Genomic DNA, 19314 nt, shown 5'->3' on the forward strand with positions numbered 1-19314 from the left:
ACAAGTATTGTGCCGGATTGCCTATAACTCAAAATCTCTAATGATCTCAGGAGCAGACATGTCTTCTCGCAAGGTTTTAGCAAACGCGATCCGTGCCCTCAGCATGGACGGTGTACAACAAGCTAACTCTGGTCACCCAGGCGCCCCAATGGGCATGGCAGATATCGCCGAAGTCCTGTGGCGTGACCACATGAACCACAACCCGCAAAACCCTGAGTGGGCAGACCGCGACCGCTTCGTGCTGTCAAACGGTCACGGCTCTATGCTGATTTACTCTCTGCTGCACCTGACTGGTTACGATCTGTCTATCGACGATCTGAAAAACTTCCGTCAACTGCACTCGAAAACACCGGGCCACCCTGAGTACGGCTACGCGCCAGGTGTAGAAACCACGACCGGTCCTCTGGGTCAAGGCATCACCAACGCTGTGGGTATGGCGATTGCGGAAAGAGCACTGGCTGCTCAGTTCAACCGTGAAGGCCACGACATCGTTGACCACAACACTTACGTGTTCCTGGGCGATGGCTGTCTGATGGAAGGTATCTCTCACGAAGCATGTTCACTGGCAGGCACCCTGGGTCTGGGCAAACTGATTGCGTTCTGGGATGACAACGGCATCTCTATCGACGGTCACGTTGAAGGCTGGTTCACTGACGATACACCTAAGCGTTTCGAATCTTACGGCTGGCACGTAATCCCGGCAGTCGACGGTCACGATGCAAACGCTATCAACGCAGCGATTGAAGCGGCGAAAGCGGAAACCGGTCGTCCTACCCTGATTTGTACCAAAACCATCATCGGTTTCGGTTCACCAAACAAAGCTGGCTCTCACGACTGTCACGGCGCCCCGCTGGGCGCAGACGAAATCAAAGCAGCGCGTGAATTCCTCGGTTGGGAACACCCAGCATTTGAAATCCCAGCTGACGTCTACGGTCAGTGGGACGCGAAAGAAGCAGGCGCTGCAAAAGAAGCGGCTTGGAACGAGAAGCTGGCTGCGTACGAAGCTGCACACCCAGAGCTGGCGGCAGAATTCAAACGCCGTGTAAACGGTGACCTTCCTGCTGAGTGGGAAGAAAAAGCCAACCAAATCATCGCCGACCTGCAAGCGAACCCAGCGAATATTGCGTCACGTAAAGCGTCGCAAAACGCGCTGGAAGCGTTTGGTGCGATGTTGCCTGAATTCATGGGTGGCTCAGCTGACCTGGCACCTTCAAACCTGACCATGTGGTCTGGCTCAAAAGCCCTGACCGGTGAAGATGCATCTGGCAACTACATCCACTACGGTGTACGCGAGTTCGGTATGACCGCGATCATCAATGGTATCGCGCTGCACGGTGGTTTCGTCCCATACGGTGCGACCTTCCTGATGTTCATGGAATACGCACGTAACGCGATGCGTATGGCAGCACTGATGAAAGTGCAGAACATTCAGGTTTACACCCACGATTCTATCGGTCTGGGTGAAGATGGCCCAACGCACCAGCCAGTTGAGCAAATCGCGTCTCTGCGTCTGACGCCAAACATGAGCACATGGCGTCCATGTGACCAGGTGGAATCTGCAGTCGCATGGAAACTCGCGATTGAGCGAAAAGACGGCCCAAGTTCGCTGATCTTCTCGCGTCAGAATCTGGCTCAACAAGAGCGTGACGCCGAGCAAGTGGCAAACATCGCCAAGGGTGGTTACATCCTGAAAGATTGCATTGGCACTCCTGAGCTCATCCTGATTGCTACTGGTTCAGAAGTTGAATTGGCGGTTGAAGCAAGCACTGAACTGTCAGCGCAGGGCTTCAATGTTCGTGTGGTTTCAATCCCATCGACTGACGTGTTCGATAAGCAAGATGCGGCTTACCGTGAAGCGGTACTGCCATCAGACGTGACAGCACGTGTGGCTATCGAAGCGGGCATTGCGGACTTCTGGTACAAGTACGTGGGCTTTGACGGTCGCATCATCGGCATGCACACCTTCGGTGAATCTGCACCGGCGGGTGAGCTGTTCAAGATGTTCGGCTTCACCACTGAAAACGTGGTTGAGACAGCAAAAGAACTGCTGGCGTAAGTACCTAATCAATGCTGAAAACCCGCCAACTGGCGGGTTTTTTCTTTCCCGCTCTTTATCCAATCCTTAAGAATAATTGATGAGAGACCAGTCACATTCTGCGTGCGAAATTCACGTGCTTGAGATAGACTGTCAGCCGCATTTCATTAACGACACAGATCAGCAGGGATATGGCATTACGCGTCGCAATTAATGGATTTGGCCGCATTGGCCGTAGCGTGCTCCGCGCGCTGTATGAAAGTGACAAACGTGACCAGATAGAAGTGGTTGCGGTGAACGAATTGGCTGAGCCCGATGCCATGGCGCATCTGCTTCAGTATGACTCCAGTCATGGCCGTTTTTTCAAGAAAGTGACCAACAGTCAGGAGTCCCTGTTTGTTGGTGACGATAAAATCCGCATCCTGCACCTCAGTGATATCAATTTGCTCCCTTGGCGAGATCTGGACATCGACATCGTGCTCGACTGTACGGGTGTGTTTGGCAACCGTGAACACGGTCAGGCACATTTGGACGCCGGTGCCAAGAAAGTGCTGTTCTCCCATCCAGGCAGTAACGACCTGGATAACACCATCATCTTTGGTGTGAATGAAGAAACCCTCAAACCGACGGATCGCATTGTTTCCAATGGTTCTTGCACCACCAACTGTATCGTGCCTGTGATTAAGGTATTGGATGAGCAGTTTGGGATTGAGTCAGGCACCATCACCACGATTCACTCTTCCATGAACGACCAGCAGGTGATCGATGCCTATCACCCAGATTTGCGACGCACGCGCGCAGCCAGTCAGTCTATTATTCCGGTCGACACCAAATTACATTTAGGAATTGGAAGAATCTTTCCGAAATTTTCTGACAAATTTGAAGCGATTTCGGTTAGAGTGCCAACAATTAACGTCACAGCAATGGATTTGAGTGTTACTGTTCACACAAAAGTGAAAGTTAATGACGTAAATCAATCACTCGAGGAGGCTGCTCGGTGTACATTGAACGGCATCGTCGACTATACCGAGGCACCACTTGTCTCGATAGACTTCAACCATGATCCCCACAGCGCCATTGTGGATGGTTCGCAGACACGAGTTAGTAATCATCATCTGATAAAAATGTTGATTTGGTGCGACAACGAATGGGGATTTGCCAACCGGATGCTGGATACAGCGTTGGCCATGGCAACAGTTACCAGTGGCTCGAAGGCTTGAGCCACGGCTTTCCGAAGTAAAGAAAGCCACAGCAAATTTTTGATTTTTGCAACTTAGAGAGAGGACGAAAATGTCTGTAATCAAAATGACCGATCTGGATCTGGCTGGCAAACGCGTATTTATCCGTGCCGATCTGAACGTACCAGTAAAAGACGGTAAAGTGACTTCTGACGCGCGTATTCTGGCGTCTCTGCCAACCATCAAACACTGCCTGGAAGCTGGCGCGAAAGTGATGGTTACTTCTCACCTGGGTCGTCCGACCGAAGGCGAGTACGCTGAAGAATTCTCTCTGCAGCCTGTTGTTAACTACCTGAACGACGCACTGGATTGTGACGTTAAACTGGCAAAAGACTACCTGGACGGCCTGGAGCTGAACGCAGGTGAGCTGGTTGTTCTGGAAAACGTACGTTTCAACAAAGGCGAGAAGAAAAACGAAGACGAACTGTCTAAGAAATACGCTGCACTGTGTGACGTATTCGTGATGGACGCGTTCGGTACTGCTCACCGTGCACAAGCATCAACCTACGGTGTTGGTGTGTTCGCTCCAATCGCATGTGCAGGTCCCCTGCTGGCAAACGAACTGGAAGCACTGGGCAAAGCAATGGACAACCCTGCGCGCCCAATGGTGGCAATCGTTGGTGGTTCTAAAGTTTCTACCAAACTGACTGTTCTGGAATCTCTGTCTAAAATTGCTGACCAATTGGTTGTTGGTGGTGGTATCGCAAACACCTTCATCGCAGCAGCAGGCCACAACGTAGGTAAGTCTCTGTACGAAGCTGACCTGGTTGATACTGCTAAGAAGCTGATGGACGAGTGTGCGATTCCAGTAGCGACTGACGTTGCATGTGCAAAAGCATTCGACGAGAACGCAGAAGCAGTAATCAAGCACGTTTCTGAAGTTCAGGACGACGACATGATCTTCGACCTGGGTCCAGACTCAACACAAGCGCTGGCTGAAATCCTGAAGAATGCAAAAACCATTCTGTGGAACGGCCCAGTAGGTGTATTCGAATTCAAGAACTTCGAAGCAGGTACTAAAGGTATCTCTGAAGCGATTGCTGCTTCTGAAGGTTTCTCTGTTGCAGGTGGTGGTGACACGCTGGCAGCTATCGACCAGTTCGGTATCAAAGCTGACGTTTCTTACATCTCTACCGGTGGCGGCGCATTCCTTGAGTTCGTTGAAGGTAAAGTACTGCCTGCAGTAGAAATGCTGGAAACTCGCGCTAAAGCGTAATGATGAACGGGGGTTACTGCCCCCGTTTTTATGCATCTTTGATAATTTTGTAATCATTAGAATGCATATCTAAACGCAAAAAATAATGTGTTTAGAATCACGTTTGGGTACAATGCGCAGCACTGTTCGCAAACGTTTGCCGAATTGAAACAAGTCGGTAGGAAACACCGGCTTGGATAGGATTTCACTCAAGACAACAGAGTAAATAGGACTATTGTTATGTCTAAAGTTTTTGATTTCGTAAAACCTGGCGTTATCTCTGGTGACGACGTTCAGAAAGTGTTTGAAATTGCTAAAGAGCACAAGTTTGCTCTTCCAGCGGTAAACGTAGTAAACACTGACTCTATCAACTCAGTACTGGAAGCTGCTGCGAAAGTTAAAGCACCAGTTGTTGTTCAGTTCTCTAACGGCGGCGCTGCGTTCTTCGCAGGTAAAGGCCTGAAGCTGGAAGGTCAGGAATCACAAATCAAAGGCGCAGTAGCGGGTGCTAAATACGTTCACGCTATCGCTGAATCTTACGGTGTGCCAGTTATCCTGCACACTGACCACGCAGCTAAGAAACTGCTGCCATGGATTGACGGTCTGCTGGCTGCAGGTGAAGAGCACTTCGCTGCAACTGGTAAGCCACTGTTCTCTTCTCACATGATTGACCTGTCAGAAGAATCTCTGGAAGAAAACATCGAAATCTGTGCTGAGTACCTGGCTCGCATGGAAAAGATGAACATGACTCTGGAAATCGAACTGGGTTGTACTGGTGGTGAAGAAGACGGCGTAGACAACTCTCACATGGACGCGTCTGAGCTGTACACTTCTCCAGAAGACGTTGCATACGCATACGAGAAACTGAACGCTATCAGCCACCGTTTCACTATCGCTGCGTCTTTCGGTAACGTACACGGCGTTTACAAGCCAGGTAACGTTGTTCTGACTCCAACCATCCTGCGTGATTCTCAAGCATACTGTGCAGAGAAATTCGGTATCGCACCTAACGCGCTGAACTTCGTATTCCACGGTGGTTCTGGTTCTTCTCAAGCAGAAATTGAAGAGTCTATCTCTTACGGCGTTATCAAAATGAACATCGACACTGATACTCAGTGGGCGACTTGGGATGGTATCCGTCAGTACGAAGCGAAAAACCACGATTACCTGCAAGGCCAAATCGGTAACCCAACTGGCGAAGACGCACCTAACAAGAAATACTACGATCCACGCGTATGGCTGCGTGCTGGTCAAGAAGGTATGGTTGCGCGTCTTGAGCAAGCGTTCAAAGATCTTAACGCGATCGACGTACTGTAATTTAAGTTTTATTTAAAAAATTTAATTACAAATCGTGATGAAACCCGCTAAATTTAGCGGGTTTTTTTATGGCTGTTATTCAACCTGATTGATAGCAGCCAGATTCCCTAGCCACCTCAAGAGATAGAAAGCCGAAGATTAGCTTTCAACGTCTTGAGGTGGTTTGGTTTTTTTATACCAATCACAGTAGGTAGGTGATCAGAAATAGCGCAGGAAAAATGCTCGAGAACAAGGCGGAAAATTTCGATAAGTAGTTATTCTACAATCAAATTTTTCAACGCAGTGATCGAGTGTTTTAACAAGCTAGGATGAGCAGATATTTACTACGATTGGTATTACTTTTGTGAGAGATGTAAATGACTGAGCAAAACGCTGTTGAGTCTGTTGAACAAACAGCAACTGAAGCGATGAACTGGTTGGCCTCCAACCAAGAGTTGATGATCCAATACGCAGTGAACGTTGTGACTGCGCTACTTATTCTGTTCATCGGTAACTGGGTAGTGAAGAAAGTGGCAGGCTCTGTCGCTGCAGTATTAAAGAAACGCGATCTGGACCAAACAGTTGTCGATTTTATCGAGAACATGGTTCGCTATGTGATGTTCGCGATTGTGCTGATTGCGGCGTTGGGTCGTGTGGGTGTTGAAACTGCGTCTATCGTTGCGGTTATTGGTGCGGCGGGTCTGGCTATCGGTCTGGCACTGCAAGGTTCACTGTCGAACTTCGCAGCTGGTGTGCTGATTGTGACTTTCCGTCCGTTCAAATCCGGTGATTATGTAGAAGTAGGCGGTGTGGCAGGCTCTGTGGCGTCTATCCAGATCTTCTCTACAGTACTGACGACCCCAGACAACAAAATGGTAGTGGTTCCTAACGGCACTGTCATTTCCAGTCCAATCACCAATTACTCACGTCATGCGACACGTCGTATCGATTTCATTATTGGTGTGTCTTACAAGGCTGATCTGCAGAAGACTAAAGAAGTACTGACCCGCATCGTGAAAGCGGATGAGCGCGTACTGCAAGATCCTGAACCCACTATCGGTGTTCATGCGCTGATGGACTCTTCAGTTAACTTCGTTGTGCGCCCGTGGGTGAAAACAGAAGATTACTGGTCAACCTACTTTGACCTGATGCAAGCGATCAAAGAAGGTCTGGATAAAGAGGGTATTGAAATTCCATTTCCGCAGATGGACGTTCACTACCACGCAGCAATGGCAAAAGCTGCTGCTCCAGAAGAAGAAAAGCAAGTTGCTTAAACGCCTTGCTGCTCAAACTTAATGCTGAAACCCCGTCTGACGACGGGGTTTTTTTATGCATATGGTCTCGTGAATACACCAAAAAAACAGTGTTTTCGTTTTAAATTTGAGACACTTTCTGTTGCTGCTTAAACTGTAAACTCAGCTCTGATTTTATCCGAGCAGTTTCGTCAGGAATTTGTTGTACCGTCCTGTGGAACCCTAGGAAAAAGCTAAACACGGCATAACTATACCAAGGAAATCGCAATGGAAAATGCTACTAACGAAGCCATGAACTGGTTCAACGGCAATCAGGATCTGCTGCTTCAATATGGTGTCAACATCATCTCTGCTCTCCTCATTCTCATCATTGGTAACTGGATCGTGAAAGCGATTGCCAATGGTGTTGCTAAAGTCATGCGCAAGAAAGAACTCGACGATGCCGTTGTCGACTTCGTGCATACTTTTGTCCGTTACCTGCTGTTCGTTATCGTGCTCATTGCGGCTTTGGGTCGTCTGGGTGTGCAAACGGCTTCTGTGGTTGCGGTTATCGGTGCTGCCGGTCTGGCAGTTGGCCTCGCACTGCAAGGCTCACTTTCTAACTTCGCAGCAGGCGTGTTGATTGTTGCATTCCGCCCATTCAAATCAGGCGACTATGTAGAAGTGGCTGGTGTTGCAGGTTCTGTGGATTCTATCCAGATTTTCTCAACCGTACTGAAAACGCCGGACAACAAGATGGTTGTGGTACCGAATGGTGCGATCATCTCAAGCCCAATCACTAACTACTCCAAGCATGACACCCGTCGTATCGATTACGTTGTAGGCGTGTCTTACAGTGCTGACCTGCAAAAAACCAAACAAGTGCTGGCTGATGTACTGGCGAAAGAAACCCGTTTGCTGACTACCCCAGAGCCAACTATTGGTGTGGTTGAATTGGCAGACTCTTCTGTGAACCTGGTGGTTCGTCCATGGGTTCGTACTGCAGATTACTGGGCAGTTTACTTTGACCTGCTGCAAGCGATGAAAGAGGCGCTGGACGCAGAAGGTATCGAAATTCCATTCCCGCAAATGGATGTTCACCTGAACAAAGTCGACGGTTAATTCTCACCTGAGACATGATAAAAACGCCAATGATCGAGACTGATCATTGGCGTTTTTTCTTTGGTAGTGAATGTCAGAAGAATGGGGCTGATTTTCACGAGACAAGAGCAAGGCTTGATCGAGTTAAAACAATTGGTTTTTGTGTGGTGATTTTTCTTGCGAACTGTTCAAGGCTTTCCTAATTTGCGTATCTAACACCGTGTGCTATCCCTTATTTGTCGAGCGCTGCAGCACGTTTTTCTAGAAGGAATCTGATTTATGAGCAATATCCCATCTGAGCTGAAATTCACGACTTCTCACGAGTGGGTGAGACCAGAAGGTGACGATGTGTATACCGTGGGCATTTCTGACCATGCACAGGCTTTGCTGGGCGACATGGTATTTGTGGATTTACCGGACGTGGGCGATACGGTAGATGCGGGTGATGATTGTGCCGTGGCGGAATCGGTAAAAGCAGCATCAGATATCTATACCCCATTGACCGGTGAGATTGTGGCGATCAATGAAGACTTGGAAGGCTCTCCAGAGTTGGTGAATAGCGACCCGTATGGTGATGGATGGTTGTTCCAAATTCGCATCACGGATTCTGCGGAAATTAATGAGCTGTTGGATGCCGAGGCTTATCAGGACTCTATTGAAGAGGAAGAATAATCTCCTCTTTGTGAAGATAAAAAAACACCGCGTTAGCCGCGGTGTTTTTTTCAAGCGAAGTGCCAGATCAAACGATCTATAGCCATCAGTACATTTCTTTCAGCTTGCGGATCTCAGTGTTGATCTCCTTCACCGTCCGAAAGTGTTCAATATCTCCATCTGACTGCGCCTGCACCATTCCTTGATGGAAGTCGAAATCACCGCGCCCGTCAATGTGAAGCCGTCCACTGAATAATCGGTAAACGTGTTTTGCAATGAGGGTCGGGATATAACGATTAAACATCCGCATTCGCAATTCCTTTTTATTTTTATCCCTGAAGCTTTGGAGCCTTGGGTTATATTTCCTGCCAACTTCCTAAACCGATAAGACCTGCTGACAACGAAAAACTGTCACCTACTTACTCGGTTTTGGCGGGCGGCATTATAGCGGGAGGGGTATGACTACTGTGTGACAGAGATGACACTTACCCGAAATTTTGGGGATGTAATCGTGTGACTTTGGGGTTGGTCACAGTATGAAAACCAAGGCAGGAAGCCTATCTATCTGGCACGTAAATCCTGTACCTGATTACGTACTGTTTTATCAATGGTTTGGCGTATCCAAAGGTTTTTAGCGCTGGTGGCATTTTTCTTGTGCCAGATTTGGCGGATAACAAAATTGCTGACATCGATGGGCGTGGCACTGATAGCAAGCTTGTCATTGAACATGTCGAGTTTTGCCATCAACTCCGCCACAGTGCAGATAAGGTTACGTCCAGAGAGAAGATGACGAACGGTGAGGAAGCGTTGTGAGCCCATGACGACCTGGCGATCACAACCCAGGGATTTGAGCGTGTTATCGACAGGGCTGCTTAACTGGCCATCTACTGTTACCAAGACGTGAGGCGTCTTGGTGTAGTCGGTCAATGAGAGAGGCGCACTCAGTCCCGTGGATTTGGGGTCAAACAAACAGACATGTTTTTCGGTGTAGAGTTCTTCCATCAATAACACGGGGTCTTCAGTTTCCACTGCACCCAATACCACATCAACCTGATCGTTTTTCAATGCTTCGCGGTAATTGACCCGATCGACTGGTCTACAACTGAGTTGACACTGCGGCGCTTGCTCTCGGAACACATCAAACAACGCCGGGGCAAAAACCAACTCGGCATAGTCGGTTAAACCGATGCGGACGGGCCCTGAATATTGTGTTGGCTCAAACGACACCGGGGTCAGTACATCGGTGGCAATGGTGTCGAGAAGGGCAGCGACAACTGGCTCTAGCTCGAAAGCTCGTGCCGTCGGTTGCATTTCATTGCCTTGACGATGGAAAAGCGGGTCATCGAGCAGGGTGCGCAGCCGGGAGAGATTGTGGCTCATGGCCGATTGGCCAATTGAGAGCTTCTCGGCAGCACGGGTCACGCTGCGGGTTTCCATTAGCGCAGCGAAGGCAACCAGAAGGTTGAGATCAACGCCGCGCCAATTCACCGGCTTCATGCGCCAGTCTCGTCATCACGCTGGATATCAGCGATGGTAGGCTGACAAAAGTCGACCAAATCCTGAAAGCGAAGTTCTACGCCTGCCATGGGTGAACCACTGCTGATGTTGATGTATTCGAACTCAGCAAGGCTTGGGTCAAAGAATATTGGCAACATGCCAAACACCGAAATAGGTGTCACCATGCCGGGTGAATAGCCCGTAATGCTCTGCACATGCCTGCTATCGACCATGGTCATGCGCCGACACCCAAGAAGGTCGCGGACTTTCTTGGGATCAACAGACGCCGTACCCGGCACGCATGCCAATGCCATCTGTCCACCCATGTCGCGCAGCAGCATGGATTTGACCAATTGCTCCGGCTTAACACCGCGTTGCTCGGCGGCTTCGAGTATGGTCGTTGCCTCACTTTCATGAGGCAGTAAGCAGTGTGCGATGCCCGCATCGCGCAAAATAGAAAGGATAGGGGTATCAATCGACGGCATCATTAGGCGTCGTCTTCCAGACTGTATGGTAGAGCGACTTTCTGCCAAAGTGCCTCGGTGTCGGCCAAACGGAACTGGCTATCATCGTCGAGGTTGTTTGGTAGCACGACCAATGCCACAGCCTGGCCGTCTTCAAAACGGTAGCCAGAGAGTACGGTACCACCGGTGCGCCAGTTTTCGCCCACACTGCGGTCAAAGGTATCTCCGGCTTTCGGTGCTTCTGCCGCTTCACCCTGAAGAAGGTAGGCTGCGCGTTTGTTGATACCACGATATTTTGCGCGTGCGACGGTTTCCTGTCCGGTGTAACAACCTTTCTTAAAGCTGATGGCATCCAGCGCCTGCAAGTTGATGGACTGAGGAATGAATTCGCTGATGTTCGCCTCTTCAATCGCAGGCATTGCTGCGCGAAGCTCCAACAGTGTCCACAGTGAACTGTCACTCAGGGTTGCGCGTTCTCCCAGCTCAGCAATCAGTGTGTCAGCTTCTTCAGCGTTCATCGCCAGCAACCAGCGGTTTTTGTCGATGCGAACAGCTGAACCGGTTTGGGTCGTGCGAACATCGCCTTCTCCGGTAAAGCGTGATTCCACAGCGTTGTCCGCTTTTTCACCGGCAATACCCACCAGAATTTGCTCAGAAAGCGCAAATTCAACCTTAGAGAAAACAGCATATTTCTTAATTTCTGCCAGCTGTTTTTCAGCGACAGATGCTGGCTGAACGTAAGCCACCCCTTCGTTGTGATGGAACAGGCGAATGGCAGACCACACCTTTCCTTTGGCGTCACAGTGAGCAGCGAGCGTTGACCGGGTTTTCTCCAGTGACACCAAATCACAGGTCAACTGGCCTTGCAGGTATGGCACTGTATCCTGACCGACGGCGGTGATCAGAGAAAGGTTATCCAGAGCGATCACTGACAGGGCTGGCAACGCGCTGTCTGAAGAAAGAGGAAGACGGTTGAAAGCGTGTGATTGATACCAGTTCGTCATGGAGTTTCTCGCTTAAAAATCAGGATTTATATGTTAATGCGACTGCGGTCTATATACCACTGATATGGGGTCAGATCACAGGGTTACAAGATTCAATCCGGGAGCCGTAGCAAGGCGATCAGCTCGCTGATACTATTTGGGCCAGTTATTTTGGCCTAATTTTCGAGGTACTCATGCTGGGCGCAGAAGATAAAGCGCGTATCAAGTGGGCATGCCGTCGTGGCATGTTGGAACTTGATGTCATTATCATGCCGTTTTTTGAGCAATGTTTTGATTCACTGACGGAAGACGAAAAACTTCATTTCGTCGCGTTGTTGGAATGTGATGATCCGGATCTGTTTACTTGGTTGATGGGGCATGGCCGCAGCGAGAAGCCTGAGCTGGCGGCGATGACAGACAAAATTGTCGAGCACAACCGCAGCAAACTCCGTTAATACCGATATTCAGCCTTCCCGCCTGTTGAAGGTTGGGGTAGGTATGATCTACGCGCTGGCAGCCTTCACTTTGTTTGTTGCCAGTGCCATCCCTCTCGAAGCCAAAGTGCTTCTCCTTTGTCTCCTGATTCGTGAAGCACACACGCAGTTGTCCTTTCTTACGCTTCGTGGTGGTGAGCTCTTCCTCAATATTGACGGAGCGTGTCGCTGGAATGGAGATAACTTTCATGTTTCTAGGGTGTGCTTTTTCAGTCGTCACCTGATTGTTCTGGAATTGACTTCACCCTTTGAGTGCCGCCGTTTAGCGTTGGCGTGTGATGCGTTTGATAGTGAGACCTTTCGTCACCTCAGTCGAGTTTGTCTGGTGTTGAAAGTGTGATCTTCTTTCACTTTTTGTTTTTTAGCGTACGTCATGTCTAAACGAATCATTGATAGCGCCGATAAAGATTCAAGCTGGCATCAGTGCTACCGCCGACTCAAGAAGTAGAGAGGGAAGAGGTGACATGAAAATAAGAACAAAATTATACGGTCTGACGGCGTTTTCCGCCCTGTCGTTACTTTTATTCGCGTTCATCGGGTGGCAAGCCTCTGATCGAATGGTGGACCTGAAAACCAAACAATCCCTGGTTGCAGAGCTTGAAGTACGTTTGCTTAACCTGCGTCGTAATGAAAAAGATTTTTTGGCGAGATTGGATGCTAAATACGTAGAGCGCTTCTCCGGTAACGTTGCCAAGTTTGAAAACGATTTGAATACCTTGGCAGAAGACGCTGATCGTCTGGATATCACCTTGCCACAAATCAGTGCGGTTTCTCAGGCGATGAAGAATTACCACAGCGGTTTTCTGACGTTGTCGAAGGGCTACGAAAGACTTGGCTTGAACCGTACTTCGGGTATTCATGGCGAGCTAACCGCAAATAACGAGCAGCTTCTGCAAGACAACCCATCAATCGATGACATTGCTTATCTGGTGACGCTGAGCCGGCTTTTGATGGTGGATGCAAATGAAGCGCGCTTTGAAGAATTCAGCCGAGTCTGGCAAAACGTGAAGCGTGAAACCGGCCTGACTTCTCTGGACGCCCAGAAAACTTTGGTAGAGCGCTACATGCAAGTCAGCCGTGAGGTTGGGCTTGATCACAAGTCAGGCCTTTTAGGTAACATCCGAGGCCAAACTCATCAGGTGGAAGCTGACTTTGACGACATGCGTGCACAACTGGCCAACGAGTTGGAAAGTGCAGAACGCACTCTGACCATCAGCGCCTTGATAGTGCTGGTGGTGATTTCATCGCTGCTTATCGCAGCCAGTATCTTGCTCAACCGTTTTATCCAGCGCCGTCTGAGCACGTTAACCCGCACTATGGAGCAAGTGGCGGCAGACCGCGATTTAACCCTGCGTGCAGAAGCCGAAGGCAAGGATGAGATTGCGCTGGTAGCAAAAGACTTTAACTCCGTGTTGGAACACTGTCAGACCCTGATTGCAGGTGTAAAAGTCTCAATCACAACATTGAATGCTACCGCTTCAGATGTGCAATCTCGTAGCAATAACGCTGAAGCGGCATTGGGCCGTCAACATTCAGAAGCCGATATGGCAGCGACAGCCGTCAATGAAATGGAAGCGACGATTCGTGAGATTGCCAGCAACACTGAAACGGCTGCTGCGAATGCAGGCCAAAGCCTTGCCCGCGCTCAGAAAGGTCATCAAACCGTGCAGACAACCCGTGAAGCCATCCTGACATTGTCTAACGGCTTGGGGACTGCAAACAATGACATTCATAGTTTGGTGTCGCTCTCTCAACAGATTGGTACTGTGGTAGATGTGATCAAAGACATTTCGGAGCAAACCAATCTGTTGGCTCTGAACGCAGCGATTGAAGCAGCTCGTGCCGGTGAGCAAGGTCGTGGTTTTGCGGTGGTTGCCGATGAAGTGCGTTCCCTAGCTACCCGCACGAACAAATCGACGGATGAGATCGCGACCATGATTGCTTCACTTCAGGAGCAAACCAACAGTGTCGTTGACCGCATTAACCATTGTCAGCGTGACAGCGAACAGTCGGTCAGCTATGTCGAAGAAGCCGCATCAGAGCTGGATAACATTATCATTGATATGCAGCAGATCATGGATATGAGTACCCAGATTGCCGCCGCAGTTGAAGAGCAGAGCATGGTGGCAAAAGAAGTGAACCAGAACGTTCATTCGATTCAGGAAATCACATCAGAGAACACTGTCTCGACCACTGAAAATGCTCAAGCAGCAGCGCGGGTCGCAGCGCAAAGCCGTGAGCTGGAATCAGCGGTATCGAGCTTCCGCTCTTGAGTAGATAGATAGCTTTATAGCGCCAGGTATGAAAAAGCCCTCTTGTGAGGGCTTTTTGCTATCTGTGATTCAGCAAGGGAAGTCTGGCACCAGAATGGTTGGGCCGGAATCTTCTGCCTTGTCTGGGTAATCGATGGTGTAATGCAGGCCTCGGCTTTCTTTCCGTGCCATGGCACAGCGCACCATCAGTTCAGCTACCTGAAGCAGGTTACGCAGTTCCAGAAGGTTGTTGGAAACGCGGAAGTTACTGTAGTACTCGTTGGTTTCTTGCTTGAGCAGTTCGATACGGCGAAGCGCGCGTTCCAAACGTTTGGTAGAGCGCACAATGCCGACGTAGTCCCACATAAAGAGGCGTAACTCGTGCCAGTTGTGTTGGATAACGACCTCTTCGTCTGAGCAACATACCTGACTGTCATCCCAGTATGGTAGCGTTGGAGGAACTTCTGCGGTGCCTGCATTCTCCCCAATGTGCATGGCGGCAGCCCAAGCGTAAACCACACATTCGAGCAGCGAGTTTGACGCCATGCGGTTAGCACCGTGAAGGCCGGTGTAGCTGACCTCACCAATCGCGTATAAGCCTTGCAAATCGGTCTGACCGTTCTGATCTACCATTACCCCGCCACAAGTGTAGTGAGCAGCAGGAACGATAGGAATGGCTTCTTTCGTCAAATCAAAACCAAAGGTTTTCAGCTTTTCATCAATGGTTGGGAAATGCTTGGTGATGAAATCGGGATCTTTGTGGCTGATGTCGAGATACATACAGTCCGCACCCAGACGCTTCATTTCATAGTCAATTGCCCGGGCGACCACATCACGCGGCGCAAGCTCGGCGCGTTCATCAAAGTCCGGCATAAAGCGGGAGCCATCAGGGCGGCGCAAAAATGCGCCTTCGCCACGTAGCGCTTCCGTCAGCAGGAAGTTACGAGCCTCTGGGTGGAACAGGCAGGTCGGATGAAACTGGTTAAATTCAAGATTGGCAACCCGACAGCCTGCGCGCCATGCCATAGCAATACCGTCACCAGAGGAAACATCTGGGTTGGAGGTATATTGGTAAACCTTGGATGCACCGCCTGTGGCAAGAACCACAAACTTAGCACGCACGGTTTCGACGGCTTCACGGTCACGGTTCCAGATGTAGGCACCCAGCACGCGGTTAGCACCGGAAATCCCGATTTTCTTGCGGGTGATAAGATCCAGCGCGTTGTGGCGCTCCATCACTTTGATGTTGGGATGCTGCATTACGTTTTCTTGCAGCGAGGTTTGCACGGCAGCGCCCGTTGCATCAGCAGCATGCAGAATGCGTCGGTGGCTGTGGCCACCTTCACGGGTTAGGTGGAATTTGGGCTCATCATCGTCGCTGTCTTCTTCGCGATCAAAAGGGACACCGCCATCAATCAGCCATTGAACGCATTCCTTGGCATTTTCGGCGATAAAGCTCACCACGTTTTCTTCGCAAATGCCGTCACCGGCAATCAGCGTATCTTCAACGTGGGATTCAACAGAATCACTTTCATCAAAGACTGCAGCAATACCGCCTTGTGCGTAGTAGGTCGCCCCTTCGCTGCGCGGTCCTTTGCTCAGCACCATCACTTTTTGGGTCGGCGCCAAATGGAGCGCCAGAGACAGACCAGCAGCGCCGCTGCCGATCACCAGCACATCACACACGTGTTCTTGGTTGCTCATTGATTACGTATTCCTTTCTCCCAAGCAGCCATGTCAGCCGGCTACCTGAAACAACGAGTTCGAGTCATTTCAGTGAGTTTACACTAATGTGGCAACACGTAGAACGTTGCCAGTTGCTTCATTATGCGACAGAGTGGGAACGGCAGAATGAGAGTTGGTTAGGGTGTGACCAAACATTCTGATAGACTTTGCGATCCGGATCTAATCGTATAACGACGGAAATCCGTTTAGGGAACTTTCTTTTAATGTTTCACTCATACACTGTGCTCACTCAATAAAAACCGCGCGGCAGAAAAAGAAGCCGGGCACCACAGTGGCAAAGAGCGAGAAGAAATACCGGTAGCTAACAGTGTTCTGACCTTAGCGGTGAACACTGCCACAGTGAAAGCAGACTACTGGTATCAATAATAAGGAGAAGGCGCTCGAATGAGCGAGCAGTTAACCGATCAAGCCTTAATTGAGCGCGTACAGAATGGTGATAAGCAGGCATTTAACCTGCTGGTCGTAAAATATCAAAACAAGGTATGCAATCTGATCTCTCGCTATGTCAGCAACAGCGGCGACGTGCCTGATGTTGCGCAGGAAGCTTTTATAAAAGCGTATCGCGCCTTGCCGGGATTTCGCGGAGAAAGTGCGTTCTACACCTGGCTTTACCGTATTGCGGTGAACACAGCGAAGAATTATCTGGTTGCACAGGGCAGACGCCCACCATCAAGCGATATTGACGCAGAAGAAGCGGAAAATTATGAAAATGGTGGCGCACTGAAAGAAATTTCGAACCCTGAGAACCTTATGTTGTCAGAACAGTTGAAACAGGTCGTTTTCAGTACGATTGAATCTTTACCTGACGATCTGAAAACGGCGATCACCCTGCGTGAAATCGATGGCTTAAGCTATGAAGAGATCGCTGAAGTGATGGACTGCCCGGTAGGTACGGTACGTTCGCGTATTTTCCGTGCCAGGGAAGCGGTAGACAAACGTGTTCGTCCTCTGATGAACCACTAACAGTGTTACCTGTTGATAACGGTGAAATAAATGGCTGAAAAAGAAAACCTTTCCGCATTATTTGATGGTGACGAGATTGATCAGGCGATGATTGATGCGCTGGAAAACGATCAATCGGCTCAGCAAACATGGAAAAGCTTTGCTGTCACCCGTGATGTAATGCGTGGAGAAACGCCTAACCCAAGTTGGGACATCGCATCAAATGTTGCGATGGCACTGGAAGCTGAGCCTGCGCACGGTGCGCACTCTGCACTCAATGTTGTTCCAATTCAGGAAGCACAACCTACACCGGCAGCTGCCAAAAAAGGCATGCCATCTTGGTTGCAGCAACTCACCCAGGTGGGTATGGCTGCCGCAGTGTCACTGGCCGTGATTGTTGGTGTTCAGCAATACAACGGCGGCGAGCAGTTGGATCCGGTTCTTGCAGCTTCACAGCCCCCAGTTTTACAGACCATTCCTTTGGCTGGCTCTGCTGAGCCTGTAAGCCTTAGCCGTGAAACCTTGCAGGGTAATCCAACTGAAGCGCAATTGATGGAGCAGCGTCGCCGTGTCAACGCCATGTTCCAGGACTATGAGTTGCAGCTTCGTCTCAATGCTGATGAAATGATTGAACAAGACGAGAAGCTAACACCAGAAGTGAGCAACTAGATTGATGAAACAACTCCTGATCGGTGCTTTTGCACTGGTCAGTCTGGTCGCGAATGCCTCGACGGAAGAAAATCCCGCCGAGGCATTGTTGCATCAGATGGGCCAGGCAACCGAACAATTGGACTACGAACTTTCCTATATTCTGGTCCGCAAAAACAGTATTGAGCCCCTCCGTTTTCGCCATGCGTTAGTTGACGGCGAGTCATTCGGTCATATCGCTTATCTTGCCGGCCCTCCACGCGAAGTGATTCGCCGTGGTGATGAAGTGAGTTACTTCGAGCCCGGTATTGACCCGTTTACCATTGCGAGCAATCAAATGGTGGCACCATTGCCAGCCATCATGCATTCCGATATTGACCACCTCTCGACCATGTACGATTTCGTGCCGCTGGGACGAGCACGTGAAGCCGGGTTGCCTTGTGATGTAGTGCGCGTTTCACCAAAAGACGGTGCGCGATATTCCTATGTGCTTTGGATTGACCAGAAGACCAAGCTACTGACCCGCGCCGACCTTCTCGATCGCGATGGTGATCCCATTGAGCAATACCGCGCACTGTCGTTGGTTATATCTCCGCAGATTGGTGATGTGATGAAGCAGATGTCTGCTATCGAATTGCCGCCTGTGGTCCAGGTACCAAAACAGCGGGACGCAGGTCTGAGTTGGCAAGTCACTTCTTTGCCGGAAGGCTTCTCGCCGATTTACAGCAATCGTCACCGCTTGATGATCACTGAGCGGCCAGTTGAAAGCCAGATGTTCAGCGATGGTCTGTTTAGTTTCTCGGTTTATTTGTCAGAAGCTGATGATCTGTCAGTGCGTGAACAATTGGTGAGAAAAGGCCGTCGCACCCTGCACAGCCATGTCTCAGGCAATGCAGAAATTACCGTCGTAGGAGACATTCCACCAGCGACCGCGAAAAAAGTGGCTGAATCAGTTCGTATGACAGCGCCACAAGCCGCGGAAGGAACGCCAACGCCATGATCACGGCATTGGCAGAGGTTACTGGCAGTGGCGAGGGTTACCTGACTGTCCGCTGCCAGCAGAAAACCAGCTGTGGCAGTTGCGCTTCCAAGAGCAATTGCGGTACGGGCATTGTCAGTAATGCGCTGCCGGGCAAAGTACTGGATATCCGTGTACCGTCAGAAAAACCAGTCGATGAAGGAACCTTGGTTGAAATCGGCTTGGAAGAGCAGACGGTACTGCGTTCAGCGCTGGTGGTCTACATTCTGCCGCTGCTGTTTGCGATTGCAGGGGCTGTTTTCGGGCAGTTTCTCGCAGATTTGATGGCCGCGGGAGAAGGCGTGATCATTTTGTTTTCTCTGCTTGCTGGCGGGTTGGGATTCCTTGTAGCACGCCATTTTTCGCGAAAGCTGGAGCAGGAAACAGGCGCAACGCCTAAACTGTTACGCATCCTTGGCAATCCCGTAGACCCGGCGGCGGTGATAAATGCCGCAACAGAGGATAGCGACTAGCCATTAATTTCGGTAGAATCCCGCCACTTGATCGTAAGATCCTCTTATT

Annotated in this window: 19 protein-coding genes; 14 read left to right on the plus strand and 5 right to left on the minus strand. The window is 49.9% G+C overall.

Going from position 1 to position 19314, the window contains the following annotated elements:
- Nucleotides 1-58 precede the first annotated feature (58 nt).
- From tkt to gcvH, 7 genes are all read left to right on the plus strand, one after another.
- Nucleotides 59-2056, plus strand: a complete 1998-nt coding sequence (tkt, locus tag QL223_RS21955; protein WP_002537497.1) for a transketolase — start codon at nucleotides 59-61, stop codon at nucleotides 2054-2056.
- 170 nt (nucleotides 2057-2226) lie between these two features.
- The gene (gene epd / locus QL223_RS21960; RefSeq protein ID WP_002537498.1) at nucleotides 2227-3255 is read left to right on the plus strand and encodes an erythrose-4-phosphate dehydrogenase; all 1029 of its coding nucleotides are present in this window, start codon (nucleotides 2227-2229) and stop codon (nucleotides 3253-3255) included.
- Between the two features lie 70 nt (nucleotides 3256-3325).
- Complete coding sequence (locus QL223_RS21965; protein ID WP_062705795.1) at nucleotides 3326-4489, plus strand: phosphoglycerate kinase; 1164 nt, start codon at nucleotides 3326-3328, stop codon at nucleotides 4487-4489.
- Between the two features lie 219 nt (nucleotides 4490-4708).
- The gene (gene fbaA, locus QL223_RS21970) at nucleotides 4709-5785 is read left to right on the plus strand and encodes a class II fructose-bisphosphate aldolase (RefSeq protein WP_002537501.1); all 1077 of its coding nucleotides are present in this window, start codon (nucleotides 4709-4711) and stop codon (nucleotides 5783-5785) included.
- Between the two features lie 356 nt (nucleotides 5786-6141).
- On the plus strand, nucleotides 6142-7038 hold the full coding sequence (gene mscS, locus QL223_RS21975) for a small-conductance mechanosensitive channel MscS (RefSeq protein ID WP_002537502.1): 897 nt from the start codon (nucleotides 6142-6144) through the stop codon (nucleotides 7036-7038).
- A 246-nt stretch (nucleotides 7039-7284) separates the two neighbouring features.
- Nucleotides 7285-8118 carry a small-conductance mechanosensitive channel MscS gene (mscS, locus tag QL223_RS21980; protein ID WP_046304289.1) on the plus strand — a complete coding sequence of 278 codons (834 nt, stop codon included), beginning with the start codon at nucleotides 7285-7287 and terminating at the stop codon, nucleotides 8116-8118.
- Nucleotides 8119-8376: 258 nt separating this feature from the next.
- Nucleotides 8377-8769 carry a glycine cleavage system protein GcvH gene (gcvH, locus tag QL223_RS21985; RefSeq protein ID WP_002537505.1) on the plus strand — a complete coding sequence of 131 codons (393 nt, stop codon included), beginning with the start codon at nucleotides 8377-8379 and terminating at the stop codon, nucleotides 8767-8769.
- Nucleotides 8770-8854: 85 nt separating this feature from the next.
- Here the strand turns inward: gcvH and QL223_RS21990 are convergent, their stop codons facing one another.
- The 4 genes from QL223_RS21990 to ygfZ form a co-directional block, all read right to left on the minus strand.
- Nucleotides 8855-9058 (minus strand): DUF1107 family protein, encoded by a 204-nt coding sequence (locus QL223_RS21990; RefSeq protein ID WP_062666157.1) that lies wholly within the window; start codon nucleotides 9056-9058, stop codon nucleotides 8855-8857.
- Between the two features lie 251 nt (nucleotides 9059-9309).
- Nucleotides 9310-10245: a LysR family transcriptional regulator gene (locus tag QL223_RS21995; RefSeq protein WP_281545976.1), complete on the minus strand. Its 936-nt coding sequence runs from the start codon at nucleotides 10243-10245 to the stop codon at nucleotides 9310-9312.
- On the minus strand, nucleotides 10242-10733 hold the full coding sequence (locus tag QL223_RS22000) for a YbaK/EbsC family protein (RefSeq protein ID WP_281545977.1): 492 nt from the start codon (nucleotides 10731-10733) through the stop codon (nucleotides 10242-10244). Before QL223_RS22000 ends, QL223_RS21995 begins: the two co-directional genes overlap by 4 nt.
- A complete protein-coding gene (gene ygfZ / locus QL223_RS22005; protein WP_281545978.1) occupies nucleotides 10733-11713 on the minus strand; it encodes a tRNA-modifying protein YgfZ in 981 nt (326 codons plus the stop codon). The genes QL223_RS22000 and ygfZ overlap by 1 nt, the downstream gene beginning before the upstream one ends.
- Before the next feature lie 173 nt (nucleotides 11714-11886).
- Here ygfZ and QL223_RS22010 point away from each other — a divergent pair, with 173 nt between their 5' ends.
- The 3 genes from QL223_RS22010 (at nucleotide 11887) to QL223_RS22020 (ending at nucleotide 14459) form a co-directional block, all read left to right on the plus strand.
- Nucleotides 11887-12147 carry a succinate dehydrogenase assembly factor 2 gene (locus QL223_RS22010; RefSeq protein ID WP_002537511.1) on the plus strand — a complete coding sequence of 87 codons (261 nt, stop codon included), beginning with the start codon at nucleotides 11887-11889 and terminating at the stop codon, nucleotides 12145-12147.
- Nucleotides 12116-12526: a protein YgfX gene (locus tag QL223_RS22015; RefSeq protein ID WP_239643953.1), complete on the plus strand. Its 411-nt coding sequence runs from the start codon at nucleotides 12116-12118 to the stop codon at nucleotides 12524-12526. Before QL223_RS22010 ends, QL223_RS22015 begins: the two co-directional genes overlap by 32 nt.
- A gap of 124 nt (nucleotides 12527-12650) precedes the next feature.
- Nucleotides 12651-14459: a methyl-accepting chemotaxis protein gene (locus QL223_RS22020; RefSeq protein ID WP_002537514.1), complete on the plus strand. Its 1809-nt coding sequence runs from the start codon at nucleotides 12651-12653 to the stop codon at nucleotides 14457-14459.
- Nucleotides 14460-14528: 69 nt separating this feature from the next.
- On the opposite strand, the gene nadB is transcribed toward QL223_RS22020, so the two are convergent.
- Nucleotides 14529-16142, minus strand: coding sequence for an L-aspartate oxidase (gene nadB, locus QL223_RS22025; protein ID WP_002537516.1), 1614 nt, complete (start codon nucleotides 16140-16142; stop codon nucleotides 14529-14531).
- 426 nt (nucleotides 16143-16568) lie between these two features.
- On the opposite strand from nadB, the gene rpoE reads away from it, so the two are divergent.
- From rpoE to QL223_RS22045, 4 genes are read left to right on the plus strand one after another with little or no spacing between them, the layout of a single operon-like run.
- Entirely contained in the window at nucleotides 16569-17147 is a 579-nt protein-coding gene (gene rpoE, locus QL223_RS22030; protein ID WP_002537517.1) for an RNA polymerase sigma factor RpoE, read from the plus strand.
- A 30-nt stretch (nucleotides 17148-17177) separates the two neighbouring features.
- Nucleotides 17178-17795 carry an RseA family anti-sigma factor gene (locus tag QL223_RS22035; RefSeq protein WP_281545979.1) on the plus strand — a complete coding sequence of 206 codons (618 nt, stop codon included), beginning with the start codon at nucleotides 17178-17180 and terminating at the stop codon, nucleotides 17793-17795.
- A 4-nt stretch (nucleotides 17796-17799) separates the two neighbouring features.
- Entirely contained in the window at nucleotides 17800-18774 is a 975-nt protein-coding gene (gene rseB, locus QL223_RS22040) for a sigma-E factor regulatory protein RseB (protein ID WP_002537519.1), read from the plus strand.
- Nucleotides 18771-19265, plus strand: a complete 495-nt coding sequence (locus tag QL223_RS22045) for a SoxR reducing system RseC family protein (protein WP_281545980.1) — start codon at nucleotides 18771-18773, stop codon at nucleotides 19263-19265. The genes rseB and QL223_RS22045 overlap by 4 nt, the downstream gene beginning before the upstream one ends.
- Nucleotides 19266-19314: the final 49 nt, after the last annotated feature.

Origin of the sequence: Grimontia sp. SpTr1 (assembly GCF_947387585.1) — a bacterium.
Classification (GTDB): domain Bacteria; phylum Pseudomonadota; class Gammaproteobacteria; order Enterobacterales; family Vibrionaceae; genus Enterovibrio; species Enterovibrio indicus.